Source organism: Methylomagnum ishizawai, from assembly GCF_019670005.1.
Classification (GTDB): Bacteria; Pseudomonadota; Gammaproteobacteria; order Methylococcales; family Methylococcaceae; genus Methylomagnum; species Methylomagnum ishizawai.
In genome coordinates this window covers 3,190,583-3,210,876 of sequence record NZ_AP019783.1, presented here as the reverse complement: position 1 = coordinate 3,210,876, position 20,294 = coordinate 3,190,583, and the positions used below count along the sequence as shown (strand labels likewise).

At 64.3% G+C, this 20,294-nt stretch carries 12 protein-coding genes and 1 pseudogene; 3 read left to right on the top strand and 10 right to left on the bottom strand.

The features are described 5' to 3' along the window. Window positions 1–127: 127 nt before the first annotated feature. Together K5658_RS24200 and K5658_RS24195 are read right to left on the bottom strand one after the other, a co-directional pair. Complete coding sequence (locus K5658_RS24200) at window positions 128–550, bottom strand: hypothetical protein (RefSeq protein WP_425515951.1); 423 nt, start codon at window positions 548–550, stop codon at window positions 128–130. A gap of 76 nt (window positions 551–626) precedes the next feature. Further along, window positions 627–1,118 (bottom strand): annotated as a pseudogene (locus tag K5658_RS24195) (helix-turn-helix domain-containing protein); the annotation flags it as partial. A gap of 406 nt (window positions 1,119–1,524) precedes the next feature. On the opposite strand from K5658_RS24195, the gene K5658_RS14625 reads away from it, so the two are divergent. Then, a complete protein-coding gene (locus K5658_RS14625) occupies window positions 1,525–2,850 on the top strand; it encodes a transposase (RefSeq protein ID WP_221063848.1) in 1,326 nt (441 codons plus the stop codon). An 83-nt stretch (window positions 2,851–2,933) separates the two neighbouring features. On the opposite strand, the gene K5658_RS14620 is transcribed toward K5658_RS14625, so the two are convergent. From K5658_RS14620 to K5658_RS14605, 4 genes are read right to left on the bottom strand one after another with little or no spacing between them, the layout of a single operon-like run. Then, complete coding sequence (locus tag K5658_RS14620) at window positions 2,934–4,370, bottom strand: efflux transporter outer membrane subunit (RefSeq protein WP_221063847.1); 1,437 nt, start codon at window positions 4,368–4,370, stop codon at window positions 2,934–2,936. Next, complete coding sequence (locus tag K5658_RS14615; RefSeq protein ID WP_221063846.1) at window positions 4,367–5,344, bottom strand: efflux RND transporter periplasmic adaptor subunit; 978 nt, start codon at window positions 5,342–5,344, stop codon at window positions 4,367–4,369. The genes K5658_RS14620 and K5658_RS14615 overlap by 4 nt, the downstream gene beginning before the upstream one ends. Window positions 5,345–5,353: 9 nt before the next feature. After that, on the bottom strand, window positions 5,354–6,064 hold the full coding sequence (locus tag K5658_RS14610) for an ABC transporter ATP-binding protein (protein WP_221063845.1): 711 nt from the start codon (window positions 6,062–6,064) through the stop codon (window positions 5,354–5,356). Between the two features lie 3 nt (window positions 6,065–6,067). After that, a complete protein-coding gene (locus K5658_RS14605; RefSeq protein WP_221063844.1) occupies window positions 6,068–7,222 on the bottom strand; it encodes an ABC transporter permease in 1,155 nt (384 codons plus the stop codon). Between the two features lie 633 nt (window positions 7,223–7,855). Between K5658_RS14605 and K5658_RS14600 the strand changes: the two genes are divergently transcribed. Next, the gene (locus tag K5658_RS14600; protein ID WP_221063843.1) at window positions 7,856–8,767 is read left to right on the top strand and encodes a hypothetical protein; all 912 of its coding nucleotides are present in this window, start codon (window positions 7,856–7,858) and stop codon (window positions 8,765–8,767) included. Between the two features lie 293 nt (window positions 8,768–9,060). Here K5658_RS14600 and K5658_RS14595 read toward each other — a convergent pair whose 3' ends face one another. The 3 genes from K5658_RS14595 to K5658_RS14585 all read right to left on the bottom strand — a co-directional run bounded on the left by K5658_RS14595 (window position 9,061) and on the right by K5658_RS14585 (window position 12,667). Beyond that, the gene (locus K5658_RS14595) at window positions 9,061–10,476 is read right to left on the bottom strand and encodes a DUF1254 domain-containing protein (protein ID WP_221063842.1); all 1,416 of its coding nucleotides are present in this window, start codon (window positions 10,474–10,476) and stop codon (window positions 9,061–9,063) included. 297 nt (window positions 10,477–10,773) lie between these two features. Continuing rightward, a complete protein-coding gene (locus K5658_RS14590; protein ID WP_221063841.1) occupies window positions 10,774–11,244 on the bottom strand; it encodes a MarR family winged helix-turn-helix transcriptional regulator in 471 nt (156 codons plus the stop codon). 367 nt (window positions 11,245–11,611) lie between these two features. Beyond that, window positions 11,612–12,667 (bottom strand): transposase, encoded by a 1,056-nt coding sequence (locus K5658_RS14585; RefSeq protein ID WP_221063840.1) that lies wholly within the window; start codon window positions 12,665–12,667, stop codon window positions 11,612–11,614. Window positions 12,668–13,298: 631 nt separating this feature from the next. Between K5658_RS14585 and K5658_RS14580 the strand changes: the two genes are divergently transcribed. Beyond that, window positions 13,299–17,960 (top strand): PAS domain S-box protein, encoded by a 4,662-nt coding sequence (locus K5658_RS14580; RefSeq protein WP_221063839.1) that lies wholly within the window; start codon window positions 13,299–13,301, stop codon window positions 17,958–17,960. A 169-nt stretch (window positions 17,961–18,129) separates the two neighbouring features. On the opposite strand, the gene K5658_RS14575 is transcribed toward K5658_RS14580, so the two are convergent. Beyond that, a complete protein-coding gene (locus tag K5658_RS14575) occupies window positions 18,130–20,103 on the bottom strand; it encodes a cyclic nucleotide-binding domain-containing protein (protein ID WP_221063838.1) in 1,974 nt (657 codons plus the stop codon). Window positions 20,104–20,294: the final 191 nt, after the last annotated feature.

Here is a 20,294-nt window from a genome sequence, read left to right as displayed (position 1 = left end):
CCGCCCTAAGACCACCCACTTTTTGGCAGGCGGTAGATATGGCTGAGAATGTTCTTGACCTGCTGGGGTGTTTGGGGAGTGGCCTGGGCCAAGTGCCGATGGACGCGCTCGGCCCGCTGCTGGACCGTCATGGCATGGGGCAGGTGGTAGAGGGAGTTCTTCCTGACGAGGCGGATGAGGTATTCGGCCGGGTTGAACTTGGGGAGTAGGCCGGGGTGTGGAGGAAGTCCACGGCGATGCCCTGGGCCAGGGGGATTTCCGCCAGCAACTCGGCCAGAGCGGCCTTCATGGAGTCGTTGTGGATGGAGCAGTTGTCGAGGATGCACAGGATCTGGCGGAAGCCCAGGCTGGCGTAGCGCAGGACGATCAGGGCGATGACGTGGACGGCGTTCCGGGTTTTGGCCTGGGGCTGGAAGTCCACGGTGGTCTTGCCGCTGTTCAGGTCCAGGGCCAGGAAGCCGTTCAGCTTCTCCCGCCGCTTCTCGTTGCTCGGCGGCCCCGGGGCGGTGTTCTTCTCCGCCCAGGCGTAGTGGGTGCAGGTCGTGGACAGCAGCGCGAACTCGTCGAGGGCTACGAGGGCGGTGCCGGGGTCGGCCTCGGCGGTTTTTTTCGAGCGCCTCCACGAAGCCGGCCCGCTCGGCGGGCTGGGCGGGGCCGTAGTCGCGGTGGGCGCGCTGGTGGGAGAGGCCCAGTTCGTCGAAGATTTCGTAAAGCCGGTTGGCGCTCAGCGGCAGGCCCCACTTCTTAACGAGCAAACCCTGGACGTGGGCCGCCGTCCATTGGTAACTGTCGATGCCATAGTCCGCCGGCGTCTTGTGGAGCAGGATGTAGCGCAGGACCTTGCGCCGCTGCGGGTTCAGGGCTTGCGGGCGGGGCCGCCTTTGCGGGGCCAGCAGGGCGTCGAAGCCACCATGCAGGTAGCTGTCCAGCCACTTCTCCAGCGTCTTGCGCTGGACTCCCTGGCTGCGGCAGACCCCGGCCATGCTCTCGCCGTCCCACAGGGCCTTCAAGGCCAGCAGCCTACGCCGTCGGCTTTGCTGCTGGTGGCGGTAGAACAGCGCCTGCCACCGTTCGCGGTCCTGCGGGGCCAGCCGTTGGATGCGGATACAGCGGTTCATCGTGCCTTTCCCAGTCCAGTTCGATTGCCTATAAGCTTAGTCGTTCTTTAGACGGGAAGGGAGTAGGCGGCGCGGATGCCGCGTAACAAAACCCGATTATGCGTCACATCCGCCGCCCAAGCAAAAACGATACGCCGCCTAATTCTGCCCGTCAACAAAAAACACAGTTAAATCAAGGTATCCCACTTTCTTATGCGGCACGGCCACGGTTGATACCAACCCAATTACTCCGCCACGAAATGCGGTACCGAAGCCAGTGAACTGCCATCGCCTATCGACAACAAATGAACCCCTCGACTTTGGCCATTTTCACTTCCGCTGAAAGCGGGGGCTGCCGCCGTAGACAATAGCCGTCCGAACGATGGCTTGGAAATGCTAGGCGATGTTGATTTTTCCCGATGAGGCGATGAAGGTTCTGGTCCTGTTCGCGCCGATGTTCACGCAGCCGGTATGGGGCCATGTCCAGGAATTGGTGGCGGGGGCGGTCCTGTGCCGTGGCCCGCGCACGGTGGCGGCGGCGTTGCGGACCCTGGGCTTGGCGGACGAGAAGGGATTCTGCAAGTACCACCGGGTGCTGAGCCGGGCGCGGTGGTCGGGCTTGCTGGGGGCGCAAATCCTGTTGGGGCTGCTGGTGGCGTTGGCGGCGCATCTGGGCTACCCGGTGATCATCGTGGTGGACGAGACCGTGGAGCGGCGGAAAGGCAAACAGATCAAGGCCAAGGGCCGCTACCGGGATGCGGTGCGCTCGACGCGGGGCAAGGTGGTCAAGGGCCTGGGGTTGAAATGGATCTGCCTGATGGTCCTGGTGCCGCTGCCGTGGAATCCGCGCCCGTGGGCGCTGCCGTTCCTGACGGTGCTGGCCCCTCGGAGCGGGCCGACGAGGCGGCCAATCGCCGCCACAAGACCACGGTGGATTGGACGGCCCAGGCCGTCAAGCAGGTTTCGCGGTGGCTGGAGGCCACGGCGTTCACGGTGGTGGGCGACGGGGCCTATGCCTGCGTGGCCCTGGCCCATGCCTGCTCGGCGAACCGCGCCACCCTGGTGTCCCGCCTGCGGCTGGACGCGCGCCTGTTCGGCTTCCGGAAACCCCGCCGCCCGGCAAGCGGGGGCGCAAACCCAAGAAAGGCATCCGCCTGCCCAGCCTGAAAACCCTGCTGGACCGGCCGGACGAGCCCTGGCGGGAAACCGGGCTGGCTTGGTACGGGGGCGAGCGCAAGGCGGTCCGGCTGCTCAGCGGGTGGCCCTCTGGCACACGCCCGGCGAAGAGCCGGTCCGCCTGCGCTGGGTCCTGGTCGCGGACCCCACCGGCGAAACCCGGCCCCAGGCCTTCTTCGCCACCGACGCCGAATTGACGCCCGAGCGGATCGTGGAGGTGTTCGTTTTGCGCTGGAGCGTGGAGGTCACCTTCGAAGAGAGCCGCCGCCACCTCGGCGTGGAAACCCAGCGGCAGTGGTCCGACCTCGCCATCGCAAGGACCACGCCCGCCTTGATGGGGCTGTTTCCCCCGGTCTGCCTGATGGCTTCGCGCCTGGTGGAAAACGGAACCCTACCGGTGCGGCAGGCCGCCTGGTATCCAAAGACCGACGCGACGTTTTCCGACGTGCTGGCCTTCGTCCGCCGCTCCATTTGGGCCGAAAAGTATTTCGTCAACTCCGCATCCAGCGGCGAGCGGTTGGAATTATCGCCCCGCGATTGCGAGGCCCTGCTGAATCAACTCGCCGCTACGGCGTGAAAGGCCAAAGTCGAGGCCTAGTTGACCGGCCCCATGGATGGGGCCATGTTTTGAACCCGGCCACGCACTCACGCCGAACAAGCTTATTGCGTCTCCGCCTGCTCCCAGCCGCCCCCCAACGCCTTGTACAAGGCCACCAGATCGGTCGAGACCTGGGCCTCGCTTTCCACCAGGCTGTTCTGGTCCTGGTAAAGGGTCTGCTGGGTTTGCAGCACATCTAGGAAAGTGGTCAGCCCGCGCCGGTAGCGGTCGGAGGCCAGTTCCAGAGCGCTGCGGCTGGCGGCCACGGCCCGGAGCAGGCTGCCGCGCCGCTTTTGCTCGCCCGCGTAGGACACCAAGGCGTCCTCGACCTCCTTGAAGGCGTTCAGAACCGTGGATTGATAATCCAGCACCGATTGGTCCCGTTGCGCCTCCTTGCCCTCCACGCTGGCGGCGAGTTTCCCCCAGTTGAACAGCGGCAGGCTGACGGAGGAGGCCAGGGACCAGGATTTCCCTACCGGGGTGAAGTCGGTCATTTTGAGGTTCTGCAAGCCCAGGAAGGCGGTCAGGCTGACCTTGGGATACATGTCCGCGACCGCCACCCCGACCTTGGCGTTGGCCTCCGCCACCTGCCGCTCGGCGCGGCGGATGTCGGGACGGCGGCGCAGCAGTTCCGAGGGCAGGTCCGCCCAGGGTTCGGCGTCGGCCACCGGCACCTGGCCTTCCCGTTGCAAGCGCCCGAACAGCGCGGCGGGCTCCCGGCCCAACAGCACCGCCAGGGCGTGCAGGGCTTGCTTGGCCGCCGCCTCGTACCCTGGGAGCTTGGCTTCGGTGTTGGCGAGTTGCGATTCCTGCTGGGCCACGTCCAGTTCGCTGACCAGGCCCATGCGCAGGCGCTCGCGGGTCAAGGCCAGGGTTTCCGTCTGCGCCTCCAGGTTGGCGCGGGTCACGGCGGCCCGTTGCTGGTTGGCCCGCAGGTCGATGTAATCCCGCGCCACCTCGCCCACCAGGCTCACCCGCGCATCGCGCAGGTTTTCCCGTTCCGCTTCGGTCGCCGCCTCCGCCGCCTCGACCGAACGGCGGATGCCCCCGAAGATATCCAGTTCCCAACTGGCGTCGAAGCCCGCCTGGAGGATGTTGCTGATCTGGCTGTCGTTGCCGAAGAAACCGCCCGCCGGATTGGCGCTGCCGGTTCCCCCCAAGGAGAAGCTGTTCAGGCGGCGGTTGACGCTGTTGCTGGCCTTCAACTGGGGCAATCCCGCCGCCGCGTTGTAGGTGACCTGGCTGCGGGCCTCCACGATCCGCGCCGCCGCCTTCTTCAGGTCCAGGTTGGCGGCGAGGGCCTCCGTGACCAGCCGGTCCAGTTCCGGGTCGTGGAACGCCTTCCACCAGTGCGCCAAGTCCTGGCCGGTTTTGCCCGTTTCCGTCGTGCCATGCCAATGGCCGGGGATCGGCGTGGCGGGCCGGACGTAATCCGGTCCCACCGCCGCGCATCCCGTCAGGACCAGCCCCGCCATCAGCGCCGCGATCCGCATGCTCATGAGTGCGGCCTCCCGGACTGCTCCACCTTGGTCGCGGCCTTGGCTTCGGGAATCTCGATGAACACGTCCACCTGCTGGCCCACATAGGCCGGCAAGCTGTCGCGTTCGAAGCGGTAGATCACTTGCAGGACCCGCGTATCCACCCGTTCGTCGCTGGCCCCGGTCAGGGAGGTCTTGGGCGTGACATAGGGTTCCACCCTGACGAAGCCGAGTTCGGTCTTGAGGTCGCGGTTGCCGCGCAGGAAGGCGGTGGCCCTGGCCCCGTTGCGGAAACGCCAGGCGTCGTTCTCGTCGATGTCCGCCCGGATATGGGGACTGTCGAGGTTGCCCAGGCGCAGCAGCGGCGTGGAAAGCGCCCCGGTGGCGGCGTACTCGCCCGCCCGCACGTTCACTTGCAGGATTTCGGCGTCGATGGGTGCCCGCACCACCAAGCGGTCCAGGTCGGTCTGGGTGTTGCGCAGTTCTGCGGCGGCGACCGCCTCGGCAGCCTTGGCGCTGTCCAGCTTGGCGCTAGCCAAGAGTTCGGCGTGGCGGCGCTTCTGGACCTCGTCCACGCTGACGGCGCGGGGGTTGCCGTCCTTCACCAGGGCGTACTGGGTCCGGTAGTCCTCCAGCGCGATCCGGGCTTGTTGCACGGCGGCCTTGGCTTCCAGGAGTTTGGCGCTCCGCAGTTCCAGGACGGCGCGGTACTCGCGGTCGTCGATCTCGAACAGCGGCTGTCCCTTCTTGACCCTGTCGCCCACCTTGACCTCCACGGTCTTGACGATGCCGGGGAGCGAGGTGCCGAGGCTGATGTTGTCGGTGCTGGCCTCGACGATGCCGGACGCGCCGATGTATCTGGCGTAAGGGGCCTGGGCTGGTAGCGCCAAGGGCTGGGCGGGCACCGGCGGCGCATGGGAGCGCACCGCCACCACGGAGGCGAACAGCAGGCCGCACGCGGCCAATAGCGGGAGGATTTTGTTTTTGAGTGTCATGGTTCAAGCTCAACCGTTGCGTTGCTCGACCCGCTCGATGCAGCCATCGTCCATGTGGGCGATGCGGTCGGCGAATTCGAAGATGCGGGCGTCGTGGGTCACGATCACCAGCGCCCGGTCCTGGCCCACCGCCAAGTCCTTGAGCATCGCCATGACCTTGTGGCCGGTGCGGTGGTCGAGGGCGCTGGTCGGTTCGTCGCAAACCACCAGGCGGGGGCCGTGGACCAGGGCACGGGCGATGGCGACCCGCTGCTGCTGGCCCCCGGAAAGCTGGCTCGGCAAGGCTTGCTCACGCCCTTCCAGCCCCACGTCGCGGAGGCTCAGGGCGGCGCGGCGCAGGGCTTCGCTTTCGCGGACGCCATTGATGAGCAGGGGCACCGAGACGTTTTCGGCGGCGGTCAGGGTCGGGATCAGGTTGAAGGATTGGAAGACGAAGCCCACCTCCCGGCCCCGGAACTCGACCCGCCGGGTGCCCCGCAAGTCGGCGAGGCTGCGCCCGAACAGCGCGCATTCGCCCGCGTCGGGGTCGAGGATGCCGGCGATGATCGAGATCAAGGTGGTCTTGCCGCAGCCGGAGGGGCCGACCAGCATCAGCAACTCTCCCGCATGGATGTCGAGGTCGATGCCGCGCAGGGCCGGGACCGCCGTGTCCCCCCGCCCGTAGGTCTTGGCGACGGCACGGCAACGCACGGCGATGGAGTCTAAGGATTCGAGTGCCATGGCCTACCCCTTGAACACCGTCGCCGGTTCCAGCCGGAACACCTTGCGCAGGCTGAAGAAGGCCGCCATGAGGCAGATCAACAGCACCGCCGAACCGCTGCCCAGCAGGAGTTGCCAGGACAGTTGCAGGCCGGGGCCGCCCCCGCCCGAGGATGCGACGGCGAACAACGCCGACAGGCCCGCGCCCAGGCCGAACCCGACGAAGCCCACCAGCAGCGCCTGCAACAGGATCATCCGTAGCAGCACCCGGTCGGTCGCCCCCATGGCCTTGAACACGCCAAAGTGGCGCAGGTTGTCCAGGGTGAAGTTGTAGAAGATCTGGCCGGTGACGGCGGTCCCGACCACGAAGCCGACGATCACCATGAAGCCGAAGTTCATCAGGATGCCGGTGTTTTTGAGGAAGTAGTCCAGGGATTTGCGCTTGAAGTCGTCCGCCGTATAGGCCGCCAAGCCCGTGTCCTCGGTGATGCGCCGCGCGACCGCCTGGGGGTCTTCGCCCGGCTTGGCTTTCGCCAGCACGAAGGACAGCAATTTGCGCTCGTTCAACGAATACGCCTTGGCCCGGCTGTAAGTGGTGTAGAGGATCGGCATGGACTGGAAGGTCGGCGCGGCGCGGGCGATGCCCACCACCTCGGCCCGGTGCTCGTTGATCTCGATGACCGTGCCGACCGTCAACGGCAGGGATGCCCCGCCGCCCGGTCCCGCCAGCCGTCCTTTGGCTCCGGCCTCGTCCACAATCACGGCGTCGGGCCGGGTGAGGTCGGCGAGGCTCCCGGCCAGGAGTTCCCCCGGCGCGCCGATCAGGGTGGCGTCGTCGAAGCCGATCAGGTTGGAATTGACGGTTTCGCCATTGGCGAGCCTGACCCGCTGGCTACCCTTGTACAGGGGGACGGCCCATTCCACGCCGGGCACGCCGCGCACCCGGTAAAGCTCGGTGTCGAGCATCGGCTTCATGTCGTCGATGAACTGCACCTTGGGGTCCATGACCCAGAGGTCCGGCAGCGGGATGTCGGTGATGAAGCTGTAGGTGCGGGACAGGATGGACAGCATGATGCCCGGCTGCTGGATCATGATCAGCGAGGCCAGGGCGATGCCGGACACGATGCCGAGGTACTTGCCCCGGTCGCCCAGCAGCATTTTCAGCGCGAGTTTGTTCATCTCGGTGCCTGCGGGAACGCGCCCTGGAATCGGCCCAATTCGCCAAGTCCAGTCGAAAAAGGCGCGCGCTCGCCCACGGGCGGGGGCGGAACCTCGAAAACGCTAGCCGAACCTCCGGGAGGTTCCGCCGCTATCGCCGCCAAAGGCAGGATCAGCAATGGCGAGGCAGCGGGAATAGGGTGGGGGGTATTACGATGCTTCATGGCGGATTTCCGGCAAGTCGGGTTTGAACGGGGAATGGCGGAATGCTTTCCTCCCTGTGGCCGGATTATTGCCGTAGCGTCCGCAAAGATGGGTTAAGCCGGGTGTAAAGATAAGTAAAAGTCGCCATGCCCCGCCGCTGGCCGGGCTGGCTTTGGTTATGATCGGAAGCAATCGCCAGCGGGAATCCGATCCATGAGTGTCTCATTGGCCGCCGACGATGAGGTGCTCGCCGCTTTGCGCGGCGGGGGAAGGCTTCGGGGTGATGGCGGTCCACGACGGGCGGGCGGGCGTGGTCGGAAGGCGGCTTCCGGGTCGGGATGAGCTTGTGTAAAGAAGTGTAAAGTTATGTAAACCAACGGCTTTTCTGTTTCCAACGGCGTAAATCCGGTCGAAACTATGGACGAGATTCCACCGCGATGGAGATGAGCCATGACCACCATCAACACCAGCAGTTTGAATATCCAATCGATCCTCAAAAGCTACGGATCGACCTCCGTCCAAGGGGTTTCCACCGGCAACGCCGAACAGCCATCCGGCGGACGGGTGGGCGGCACGGAAATGGGAAGACCGGGGGGTGGCTTCGCCGCCGATGTGTTGAACACCCTCAGCCAGATGGGCATCGGCCAGTCCACGGCTTCGTCGGATTCGGATTCCGCCTCGGGCAATTCCGCCGATTCCACCCAAGCCTTGAGCGCCTTCATGCACGATCTTTTCCAGGCGCTGCATTCCAGCAACAACGTGGCTTCCACGGGCGGCTCCGACAGCGGGTCCGGTTCATCCGATCCTTTCGCGGACCTCGCCCAGGCCCTGGAATCCGGCGACCTGAGCGCCGCCCAATCGGCCTACGCCACCCTGCAACAAAACGCGCCGTCCAATTCGGGCGACGGCTCCGATCCCATCGCGTCGGCGATGGATGCCATCGGCTCGGCGCTGGATTCGGGCGACGTCCAAACCGCCAAGGACACTTTCGCGGCGCTGGCGCAAGACATGCAATCGCGCGGACCGCAAGGGCCTCAAGGCGGCCCGCCGCCCGGCCCGCCACCGGGCGGCGGAATGCGCCAAGGCGGATACCAGGACTTGTCCAGCAACCTGGAAAGCTTGATCCAAAGCCTGTCTTCCGATTCAAGCTCCAGTTCCAGCACAAGCACAAGCGGCGATAGCGATTCCTCGGATACCCTCGCCACATTGAAGAAGGATTACCAGAACCTGGTGCAATCCCTGGGGGGAGCCTCCGATTCGGGAAATGGGAGCGATCTCGCCGGTTTCCTGCAAAACCTTTCCAAGAACGTCCAAGGCTCGTTCGGGACGAGCCAGCACGGCATACTCAGCGCGGTCGCATGATGGCATTGTCGGCTTTATCAAAGCCCATGCGCTGCCCGGAATTACCATCCATGCGGAGCGGGGATGGCGGTGGATTTGACATGACAGGCAGCTATTGGGGTGTGGATTTGGTGACCGCCGCATGAAACCGGTCATTCCCAAGTTTGGAATTTCAGGATCGAACCGCATCGCCATGCAGCGGACTACCCTTGTCAAATGCGTCTGAGCTTTTACCAGACAGCTTCTGAATCCCGGCGCGGGCGGTCGCCGCGCCCGGAAGTTCCGGGCGCGGCTGGGTGGAAAGCGGCGGGAAGCTACTTCAGTTGCTTGATGGCGGGCGGCACCCAGCGGCCATCGAGCGCGGCGGCCTTCGGCGCGTACAGGCGCATGGTGACGCCCAGCCTGCCTTTCGCCGGCGACGGCAACCAATTGGCCTCCTTGTCCTTGCCGGGCGAAGCGCTCTGGATGTAGAGGTCCAGCGAACCGTCGGCATTGTATTTCAGGGCGTCCCGGTCGCCGATGGCGAACCGGTTGAGGGGATTGGCGACCTGGAACCCTTCCGCGTCGTACATGGTCACGGACCAGAAGGCATCGACCGGCGGCAGTTCCTGCTTCTTGAAGTGCAGGACATAGCGGTTCGCCCCGTCCATGGGTTTGCCGTTGGCATCGGCGATATTCATGGGATAAATCGCGTCTTCGGGTTGGTTCGCGCCGAGTCCGATCATGGCCACGATGGCGCGTTTGAGGTAGTAGTTGCCGTAGACGCCCATGGTATCGGTGTTCATCTGCCAGCCATTCACCGTCCGCGCCAGGGTCGGCACCTTCTCTTTCATCTGCTGGAGTCCATCCACCACCGCGCGCTTGAGGCCGGATTGCACGGCGGCGGGCGCGGATTCGAACGTGAAAGGCTGGCCGGGCTCGATGCCGATCCGTTTCAACCGGGCCAATTCCGACCAGTCGGTGGCGTGCGGCGGATGGAGCTTCAGCAGTTCCGCGCCGTAGCTGAAATATTTCGCCGCCGGCATCGTGTTGACCTGGGTCAGTGGATCGGTCTTCATGTCCACCGTCGGATCGACCGCGGCCTGGACGGGCTGCGCGGGTTGGCCCCAGCGGGATAGCGGGGTGACCCGGTAGCCGGCCTGGACCCGGTGCACGGCGTCGTAGTCCGCCGGGCCGTTGGTCTGGGTGCGGCCAATGATCCAGACGTAGGGCGTGGGCGCGGCGATGCGCTCCACCCCGGTCGGCAGGGTGCCGTTCCAACCGGGCGGCACCAGGGCGAAATCATGGGCCGCCGTGCCACTGGTGCGCTTGCCCGGCACCGCGAACACATCGCTCCACATGTCGAGCATGGGCAGCAGGTAGTAGCGCCCACCGGTATCCGGGACCGACACGATCATGGGTTCATGGGTCAGGTCCAGCCAGGCGGGGGAATAGAGCGTGTCGAAATTGGGGCGGACCACGTCCCGGAACTCGGCGGCGGGGAAGGCCGGGATGTGATGGAATTCGTTCATGGGGCCCGCGCCGGGCTTGGCGCCCGTCGGTATATTGGTCATAACCCGGCGGGTGATATCCATGGTGATCAGCGGATAGAAGTAGTGATAGGCCTCGACGCCGATCTCGTAGGCCTCCTGTTCCGTGCCCGTTCCGCCGCCCTCGGCCTGGACCGCCGCGATCCCGCCGAGGGAAAACAGGACGCCGGTCCAAGCGAGCTTTTTCAAAATGACTTTCATGTTGATGATTCCATTAAAAGGGGTAAGTCGGGTGCCACCGACACAACCCGTGCCGTTGCGGGCGGATCGGGGCGAATGGAAGGATTCGCGGGTTCACGCCGCTATTCCGGCGACGCCTTGGATTTCCGTCCCGGAAGCCGCCCCTGGGTACGCGTTTCGCGCGGCCCCGTGCGGGTCCGTTCCCGGAGTCTCCCGCTCGAACTCGGCGAACGTCCCCGGCATCTGCCCGGTTAATCGGGGAAGCGCTCGACATGGGTCTCGCCCTTGCGGTCATAGGAGGTTTGGGTATTGAGCGCTTCAACCAAGGGGTGGGTCCTGGAGGTGGTGATGCTCAACGAGAGCTTGAAAAGCCTCCAACAATGCCTTTTGCTCACGCCCATCAAGGTGGCCGAAAAAGTGGGCGTCGTTTTCATCGGCCAGGGTGGCCAAGCGCGGCACCAGGTCCGCACCTTTCTTCGTGAGCGACAGCGCTTGCTCGCGGTTGCTTCCTTCCGCCGACCGCCGCTTGGCCAGTCCTTTTTCCTCCAAGCGGCTGACGATCTTGGATGCGGCGCCCTTGGTCATTCCCAACGCCCGGATGAGTTCGGCATGGGTCGTTTCGGGCCGGTCGAACAAAGTGCGGAGGGCGACCCACTCCGTGACCGAGCACCCCTGCGCCTCCATGAGCATTCGGAAGCGCGAAGACACATGGTTGGACACGAGCCGGAGCCAGAAGCCCAAATGCGCTTCCAGCGGGCTAGGTGTGGCGGTGGGTGGCGTCTCCTTCATATTGTTTCCATTGAAACAAAGCACAGGGTAGTTTCCATGGAAACCCGTGTCAAGGGGAATTCTTGAGGACAACGGCATCGTCTTCGACGCTCGTGCCTTGCCAGGTTCGGGCAGGGGATGGGGTCGGATCGATGTGAGGAAACCGGAGGACTTATCGAAGATTTGAGTAGGGTTTTCAGGGGTCGCAGGGGTGGGCCTTCCAGCCTCCGTCAAGCCCGATGAGGGCAAGTCAGAGAGTGGGAGCCGCCGCAAACTAAAAAAGATATTCGGGGTCGTGTTCGTTTTCTACCATAGGGCCTCATCACCTATCAATTTCGCATGGCCGCGCAAAAGGCGGGCAAAGGCATGTCGTTTTGTAGGCGTCGCTTTAGGTAGCGCAAGCCCCGGGTGAACCAGGAAACCAAGCTGCGGCGGAGCTTCCTGAAGCTCCAGTGTCCGGCATCGGTTTGCGACCAGGCTTTTTTTCGAGCGGCGTTGGACGGTCCGAGGCGTCGTCCCGCCCGACCTGGACGCACCACCACATGGCCAGCGACATGACGAGGATCAGGCGTTCCAAACGGTCGGCGTGTTCCAGTTGCGAATCCTCCAACCCGAAGCCCCGGCCCTTGAAATCCGAGAACATGGGCTCGATGGACCAGCGCGCCGCGTAGTCCAACACCGCCGCCCGCGTGGGGGCGCAGTCCATCGCGATGATCCAGGGCTCGGGATGGCCGGGTTCGTGGAGGATGCCCACGTGGGTCATCACCCCGTGCGCGAACAGCCGCACTCCCGGCAGATAGCGTTCCTCCGCGCCCCGCGCCAGTCCGCCCGTGGTGGTTTCCTCCCCTTCGCCGGTGTCCGCCAGCACATTGCCTTTCAACCGCAGCCGATAGCCCCAGCCCCGCGCGCCCAGCCAATCGAACAAGGCCACCGAGGGGTAGAACCGGTCCGCCGAGAGCAATACGTCCGCCCCCGGCGGCAGCCAGGCCAGGACCCGCTCCAACACCCGCTCCTGGCCCTCGAAACCGATATTGGCCGGCCCCTCTTCCGCCACCCAGGCCAAGGGCAGCGCCCGGTCGCCGACCCGCACGCCCACCATCAGCACCGCCATCCGGTCCCCGAGGTCGGTCTGGTCCAGGCTCAACTGCACGGTCTGGCCGTTCCGCGCGGCCCGGGCGAGTTCGGCCCGCGCGAACGGCTCCATCACCACCGCCGACCCCAGCAGCGGATTCTTCAACAAGCGCCTCAGCCATTGCTCGCGCATGTCCTGCCTCTCCGTCGGCAAGGGCAGCAGGTTCGCCAACTCCACCGTGTTCGGCGTCCGCCCCTCGATCATCGCCCCCACCGCCAGCGCCAGCTTCCCGACCACCGTCTTGCGCAGTCCAGGAAGGGCCTGTTCCAGCCCACGCCCTACTTCCTCGGCCAGTTTCTTTACAGTTCCCATCGCTTCGTCAGTCGAAATTCGTTCCGGCCTTCAAGCCTACCCGAAAATTGATAGGTGATGAGACCATAGGGCTTTTTCGCGCCTCGTCCGCCAAGTACCGGCGATATCGCCTATTCTGGAGGTCGGGGGAGAAGCCCCGGCGCTGGGTGTGGTGACGGTGGTGGTGTTTTGGGTACGCCATCACGGGCTACAAGCCCAGATCGGTGTAATAGGGCATGATCCGATTGATCCGCCTTGCCCGGTCGAGGCCGGTAGACGTGCTTATACGGAAGTAATTTCCCCTATTTTCCTGCTTGGGCCTGCCGAACCATGGTTTTCCCCATGGGCCTAATCCCCTATTTCCTAGGGAGGGCCAAGCCATGATCCGCTTTGTTTTCGAGGAGACCGGCCCGATGCGCAGGGAAGAAATCCCCCAGGTCCCATATTTCCGCTTCAACCACGGAATCATCCGTCGGGAGACCGCAAAAATATAGTGTGGCGCTAATGTTGCAGCTCGTATGCATTTATAATGCGAACGGCACATATGCGATAACACGAATCCGGGCCGCGCTTAAATTGAATCGTAGGCGTTCATCAAAGAGGGAAAACGATGAGGCCAATATCGGGTACGCGGTCGGCTGTGGCTGGCCCTATGGAACCCTGGATCGTCAAGGGTCTGCTGCCGGGATTTATCATTCTCGCCGCGGTCGCGGTCCTATCGCTATGGTCGGTTGCCCGCCTGCAACAGGCCAAGGATTGGGTCGCCCACACCTTGGAGGTGACCGACGGCTTGCGCGATCTCCAATCCCTGATCGCCGACGTGGAAACCGGCAGCCTTGGCGGGGAAGGCTATCTGGAACCCGACCGCGCGGCCCGCCAGCGCATCGACCCACTGCTGGGCCGCCTGTCGCGGTTGATCGAAGACAATCCCGATCAAACCAAGCAGTTGGAACTCTTACGGCCCCTGCTGGCACGGCAGTTGGAGATCGCCTCGGAATCCGAATACGCGCGGCGGAAGGGCGGGCCCCGCGCGGCCTTCGCCACCGGCGAGGAGAAGCGTGTCCACGACCAGATTCGGCAACAGGTCGCCCGGATGCTGGACATCGAAAATCGGTTGTTGGTGGATCGCCAACAACGCTCCGACCGGGAGATGTGGCTGACCTGGTGGTTCCTGGTTCCCACCGGGGTATTGTCGCTAACCCTCGGCTTGGCGGCGATGGCGGCCCTGCACAGGATGCGGCAACGGCTGTTGGCCCTGAATACGTCACTCGATTGGCAGGTGATGGAGCGCACCGCCGACCTCGCCGCCTCGGAAACCAAGTTCCGTACCATGTTCGAGCATTCCCCGGTGGCCTACCAGTCGCTGGATATCCAAGGGCGGTTCTTGGATGTGAACCCCAGGCTATGCGAACTCTTGGGCTATAGCCGAGAGGAACTCCTGGGCAAGGCGTTCGACGAGCTATGGCACGAAGATATCCGCGACCTTTTCCCCAAGGCGTTCGGCAATTTCGTTCGTGAATCGAGGGTCTCCAACGAATTGCGCCTGACCCGCAAGGACGGGCGAACCCTCTCGGTGATCCTGGAGGGGCATATCCAACGCGATACCGAAGGCCGTTTCGTCAGGACCCACTGCGTGCTGACCGATATCAGCGAACGCAAGCAGGTCGAGGAAACGCTACGCAGGAGCAACGAGCAACTGCAAAAGGTGTTGGAGGTCGAGACCGTCGGCGTGTTGTTCTGGGATTTGAACACGGGCTGCCTGACGAACGCCAATGACGCGTTCCTTGACCTCATGGGCTACAGCCGCCAGGAAATCGAAGCGCGCGAACTGACCTGGCAGAAGCTCACACCGCCGGAATACATGGACGTGAGCCGCGCCGAGGTGGAGAAGTTCCGCACGACCGGGCGCGTCGGCCCTTACGAAAAGGAATACTTCCACAAAAACGGCACGCGGCAGTGGTTTGTGTTCGCGGGCAGTTCGCTCGGCGGCAACGCCTGCGTGGAATTCTGCGTGGATATTTCCGAGCGCAAGCATGCCGAACAACGCTACCGGGCGCTGGTCGAGGCCGGCGCGCAGATCGACTGGATCGCGGACGCCGACGGCTTGGTGCGAGAGGACATGCCCCGCTGGCGCGCCTACACCGGCCAGAGCTTCGAGGAAATCTCCGGGGACAATTGGCTCAACTCCTTGCATCCCGGCGACCGTGGGCGTGCCGCCGAAGTTTGGCGGCGGGCCGTGGCCCAACGGGGCTTCTACGAGATCGAATATCGTATCCGGCGCGCCGACGGCGTGTACCGGGACTTCTGGGTGCGGAGCGTGCCGATCATGACGGGCGAAGGCAACATCCACCAGTGGGTGGGCGCCTGCACCGATATCACCGAACGTAAACGCATGGAGGACGCGCTGAAGGCCAGCGAGCAGGAGTTCCACTTGCTGGCCGAGGCCATGCCCCAGATCGTCTGGGCGACCGACAACAACGGTTCGAACAGCTACTTCAACCAGCAATGGGTCAAGTACACCGGGCTCTCCCTAGAGGAGAGCCACGGCCACGGGTGGAACGCACCGTTCCATCCCGACGACCGGAAACGCGCCTGGGACGCCTGGAGGAACGCGGTCGAGCGCAACGACACCTATTCGCTCGAATGCCGCTTGCGCCGCGCCGATGGTGTCTATCGCTGGTGGCTGGTCCGGGGCGTGCCGGTGGCCGATGGCGACGGCCACATCCTCAAGTGGTTCGGCACCTGCACCGACATCCACGAAATGAAGTTGCGCGAGGACACCATCAGGGCGTCGGAAGAACGCCGTAGCTTCGCGCTGGAAACCATACAGGCCGGGGAATGGGAGCTTGACCTGACCACGGGGACGACGGTCAGGTCGTTACTGAACGACCGGATTTTCGGCTACGAGCGCCTGCTGCCGGAATGGACCTACGGGACGTTCCTGGAGCATATCCTGCCCAGGGACCGCGAGCGGGTGGACGGCCTGTTCCGTCAAGCCGTGGCGGACCACGCCATCTGGGACTTCGAGTGCCGCATCCGGCGGGCGGACGGCGAAATCCGATGGATTCATGTCAGAGGGCAGCAGCGAACCTGCGATTCCGGCGAGCCGTTGATGACCGGCATCGTCATGGACGTGACCCATAGGAAGCTGGCCGAGCAATCCATCTGGGAGGCCAAGGAACGCTTGGAGGTCGCCGCTTCCGCTGGCATCGTCGGCATCTGGGATTGGCATGTCCCGGAGGACCGGTTGACCTGGGACCCGGTGATGTACACGCTGTATGGCCTCCATGGGGAGGAGTTCGGCGAAGACTACGCAGCCTGGTCCAAAACCATCCATCCCGAGGACCGGCCTGACGTCGAGGCGGCAATCCAGGCGGCATTGCGTGGCGAGCGGGAATATGCGCACGAGTTCCGGGTGGTCTGGTCGGATGGCTCGATCCACCACATCAAGGCCATGTCGCGCACCACCCATGACGGCCAGGGCAAACCGCTACGGATGATCGGGATCAACTACGACCAGACCGAGCAGAAAAACATCGAGAAGACACTGGCGCGGATGGTTGCGGAGCGGACATCCGAACTGGAAAAGGTCAACAAGCACCTGGCCTGTACCCAATTCGCGATGGACCGGGTCGGCATCGGCGTGTTGTGGGTGGACCCGCCCACCGGGAAATTGCTCCAGGCCAACCAGTGTTCCGCCGAAATGCTCGGCTACACCCCGGAGGAACTCGCTGGCATGAGCGTGACGGACATCGACCCCGGTTACGACATCGGACAGTTCGGGCAGGAAGCGGAAGACTGTCGGCGGAGGGACCATATTCAGCTTGAAACGACCCACATGGCCAAGGATGGCCGTTCCATCCCCGTAGAGACCATCCTCTTCTATTTCAACGACCCAGGGGAAGCCTCGCGCCTAATCGTGTTTATGACCGATATCACGCAACGGAAGCAGCAGGAGGAAGCATTGATCCAAGCCAAGGAGGCCGCCGAAGTAGCGACCCGTTCCAAGAGCGTCTTTCTGGCCAACATGAGCCATGAGATCAGGACGCCGATGAACGCCATCGTCGGCCTGACCCACCTGCTCAAGAACAACCAGCCCACCCCCAAACAAACCGAACGGCTGGAAAAGATCGAGGGAGCCGCGCGGCACCTGCTGTCGATCATCAACGATATCCTCGACATTTCCAAGATCGAGGCCGGGCGCATGGAGCTTGAATCGGTCAACTTCCCCTTGGATGCCGTGCTGGACCATGTGCAATCCTTGATCGCGGAACAGGCGAGGGCCAAGAATCTCGCGATCCATGTGGACGATGACGGCGTGCCGAGGTGGATCAAGGGCGATCCGACCCGCTTGCGGCAGGCCCTGCTGAACTATGCCGGAAACGCGGTCAAGTTTACGGCGGAAGGCTCGATCAGCCTGCGGTCCTTCCTGTTGGGCGAGGACGATGGCTTCTTGTTGGTCCGTTTCGAGGTCCAGGACACCGGTCCGGGCATCGCGCCCGAGAATTTGTCGAAGGTGTTCCAAGAATTCGAGCAGGTCGACGCCTCCACGACCCGCAAGCATGGCGGCACGGGGCTTGGCCTCTCCATCACTAAAAAAATCGCGCACCTGATGGGCGGCACGGCTGGCGTGGACAGCGTGCCGGGGCAAGGCAGCACCTTCTGGTTCACCGCAAAACTCAAACGCGGCGAGGAGATGGCTCCCTTGAACTCAAGCGCCCCCCAGGAAAACGCCCTGTTCAAATTGCAACGGAACCACGCGGGCGCCCGGTTGCTGCTGGCCGAGGACAACGAGATCAACCAGGAGATCGCCTCGCAGCTATTGCGGGCGGCGGGGCTCGTGGTGGAGGTGGCGGATGACGGCAGGCAGGCCGTGGACAAGGCTCAAGCCAATGGTTACGACCTGATCCTCATGGACATGCAGATGCCACACCTCAGCGGGCTGGAGGCCACGCGGATGATCCGCGCATTGCACGGCCTCCAAAACGTTCCCATCGTCGCCATGACTGCGAACGCGTTCGAGGACGACCACCGGGCTTGTATCGACGCGGGCATGGACGACTTCTTGTCCAAGCCGGTGGACCCGGAAATCCTGTACGTGACGTTGCTGAAATGGTTGCCCTCGGCCGCTTCGAAGATGAGCGGTGAACCGAGGGCAATGGCGGACACAGCCGACCGGCCTGGCTCGCGGCCGGGCCGCGCCGACCATACCGGCGGATCCCTTGATTTTGTGAGCCACCCGACCGATCTCGACATTGTTTCTGGAGGCCAAAAGCTCGGGTTGCCGTTCCAAGGCGATCTGCCCCTGGTCTAGCGACTGCTCGCCACGCTATGCAATCAAGGGATTCGTCCACAAGGCATTGATTGGAAAGAGGGGTGCTGCGCGCCGATTATCCCAAGGCGTACTTCGGCGCGGTGGGACGGGCGTTATAGCGCTGCCTGGCGCATTCCCAAGCGGAGTTCGGGAATGCGCGCCATGGGCGTCAGCCCCCGATGAGCGGGCGCAGCAGCGCCCGGCCCGGTTCCAACCCGAGCAAACCGCCCAGGACCAGGGCGGTCAGCAACAGGCCGGCCAGCAAGGACCAGAGCGCTTGCTTGGCCAGGGAAGCCTTGGGCGGGTTGGCGGAGGTTTCTCGCATCGCCACCGTGGCGGCGACCTCGCGCACCGAGAGCTGGGTCTTGAGGGTCTGGGTCTCGGCCTTGAGCTTGGTGTTTTCCGCTTCGATCTCGGAAGCCCGCGCTTGCAGGGCGGCGACCTCGGCCAGGGCGCGCTGGCGCACCATTTCCAACTCCGAGCGCAGGGCTTCCGCTTCCCCGCCCCCCGAATAATCGCCGCTATCGAGGAATTCCTCGACCACGGTTTTCAATTCGCCCACCTGTTTTTGCAGGACTTCGACTTCCTGCTCGGCGGCTTCCTTCTCGAACAGGACTTGGGAATGCGCCGCCTTGAGTTCCGCCAGTTCCTTGCGGAGTTCTTCCAGGCCCGCTCCCCCGGCCGCGGCCAGCGCCGCTTGGGCTTCCCCCAGTTCCCGCGTCAGCCGTCCGTGGTCCTGGACCAGGCTGTCCAGCCGGGATTCCTGGCGTTGCAGGGTTTGCTTGGCTTGGTCCAATTCGGCCAGGGCGGCGTCTTTTTCCCGCGCGAGGCGGCCGCGCTCGGTTTCCAGGAATTGCAGTTCCCGCTCGGCCCGCGCCAGGCGGTCGCGCAGTTTGCGGGTATCGTCGTTGGATTCGCCATCGGCGGGCACGGCGGGGTCGGGTTGCGGAGCCGGCGCGGGGAGGTTCCATTCGGGGTCCGGGGGTTCCCAGGCGGTCAGTTCGATATCCAGGTCGATGTCGTCGGTGCCGGGCGGCGCGCCGGCGGGGTCTTGGTCCTGGGGCGGGTCGCCGGGGTTGTCGGCCGGCCCGGCCTGGACGATGAGTTCCGGTGGCAGGGTGCCGATGCCGCCCCGCAGGGCATAGGCTTCGAAGCCATGGCGTAGCAGCAGGTAAGACCCCGCCGCGCTGACCTTGCCATCCTCGCAGACCAGCATGTATTTGCGGTGGCGTTCCAGCGAGGGCAGCATCATCCTCAGGGAAAAGAACGGGGTGTTGATGGCGCCGCGGGGGTGGCCCTGTTGGTAGATATCCGGCAGGCGCAGGTCCAGCCACTGGCCGTCCTGTTTCATCATCGCCCGCGCCTCGGCGCTATCGACGTAGCCGATGACCGGCTGGCCGACCAGCTTCATGAAATTGGCCTTGTCGAGGCGCAGCAGGACGCCGTCGGTCGCCATGGTCACGGTGACGGTGCGCGGTTTCTCGGAGATCAGGGCGTCCTCGCCGAAGGTGTCGTAGTCCTTGAGGGTGGCAAGCTTGATGTCCTTGGCGAGTTGCGAGGGCTTGCGGGTCAGGGCGCATTGGCCTTGTTTGATGATGTAGAAATAATCCCCCGGATCGTCCTGCTTGCAGACGGCCTCGCCTTTCTTATAGGGGATTTCCTCGACGGCGCGGAGCAGGGCTTGCAGGTTGGAGGGCGGCAGGCGGCGGAATATCGGCGAGCGCAATAAAGCCGAGATCCAATCGCCGCCGGAAGTGTCCGGCGAATGGCTGACGGTGTAGCCGGGCAGCGGGGCCGGGCCTTCGTCGCGCTGGTTCACCTGGTCGGTGGCGACGCGCACGTAGCGCACGCGGTCCTTGGCGACCGCCGAGACCTTGCGCGGGTTTTGGTGGGCGAGGGCGAAGCGGCCGGTTTCCGAGCCGCCGGTCACGGCGTCCATCTCCACGCCCCCGGCTTGCAGGGAAATGGTGCCGCTCAGCACATAGACGAATTCGTGGGTGGGATCGCCCTGGCGGAACAAGAGGGTGCCCTTGGGTCCGTCCTCGATCTTGAGTTCGGCGCACAATTGCTCGAAGCGGGGGGCCGACAAGGTGTTCAAGGGGATGAGCCGACGCAATTCCTGCGCTTCTGGGGAGATCGCCATGGATGGTGTTCGTTAATGGTATCGGGTAGGGAAGTGGGGGCCGGGCCGGCCTGGGGTCGGGCCTGCGCCACGGGTGGCGGAGGGGTCCGGCCCGAGCTTTAAATCCGCACGGGGTAGCCCAATATAATAGACCATCGCGGCGTCACTCCAAGCCTTTGTAAAGTCCCGGAATCCGGGCGGGATGTCGGTAT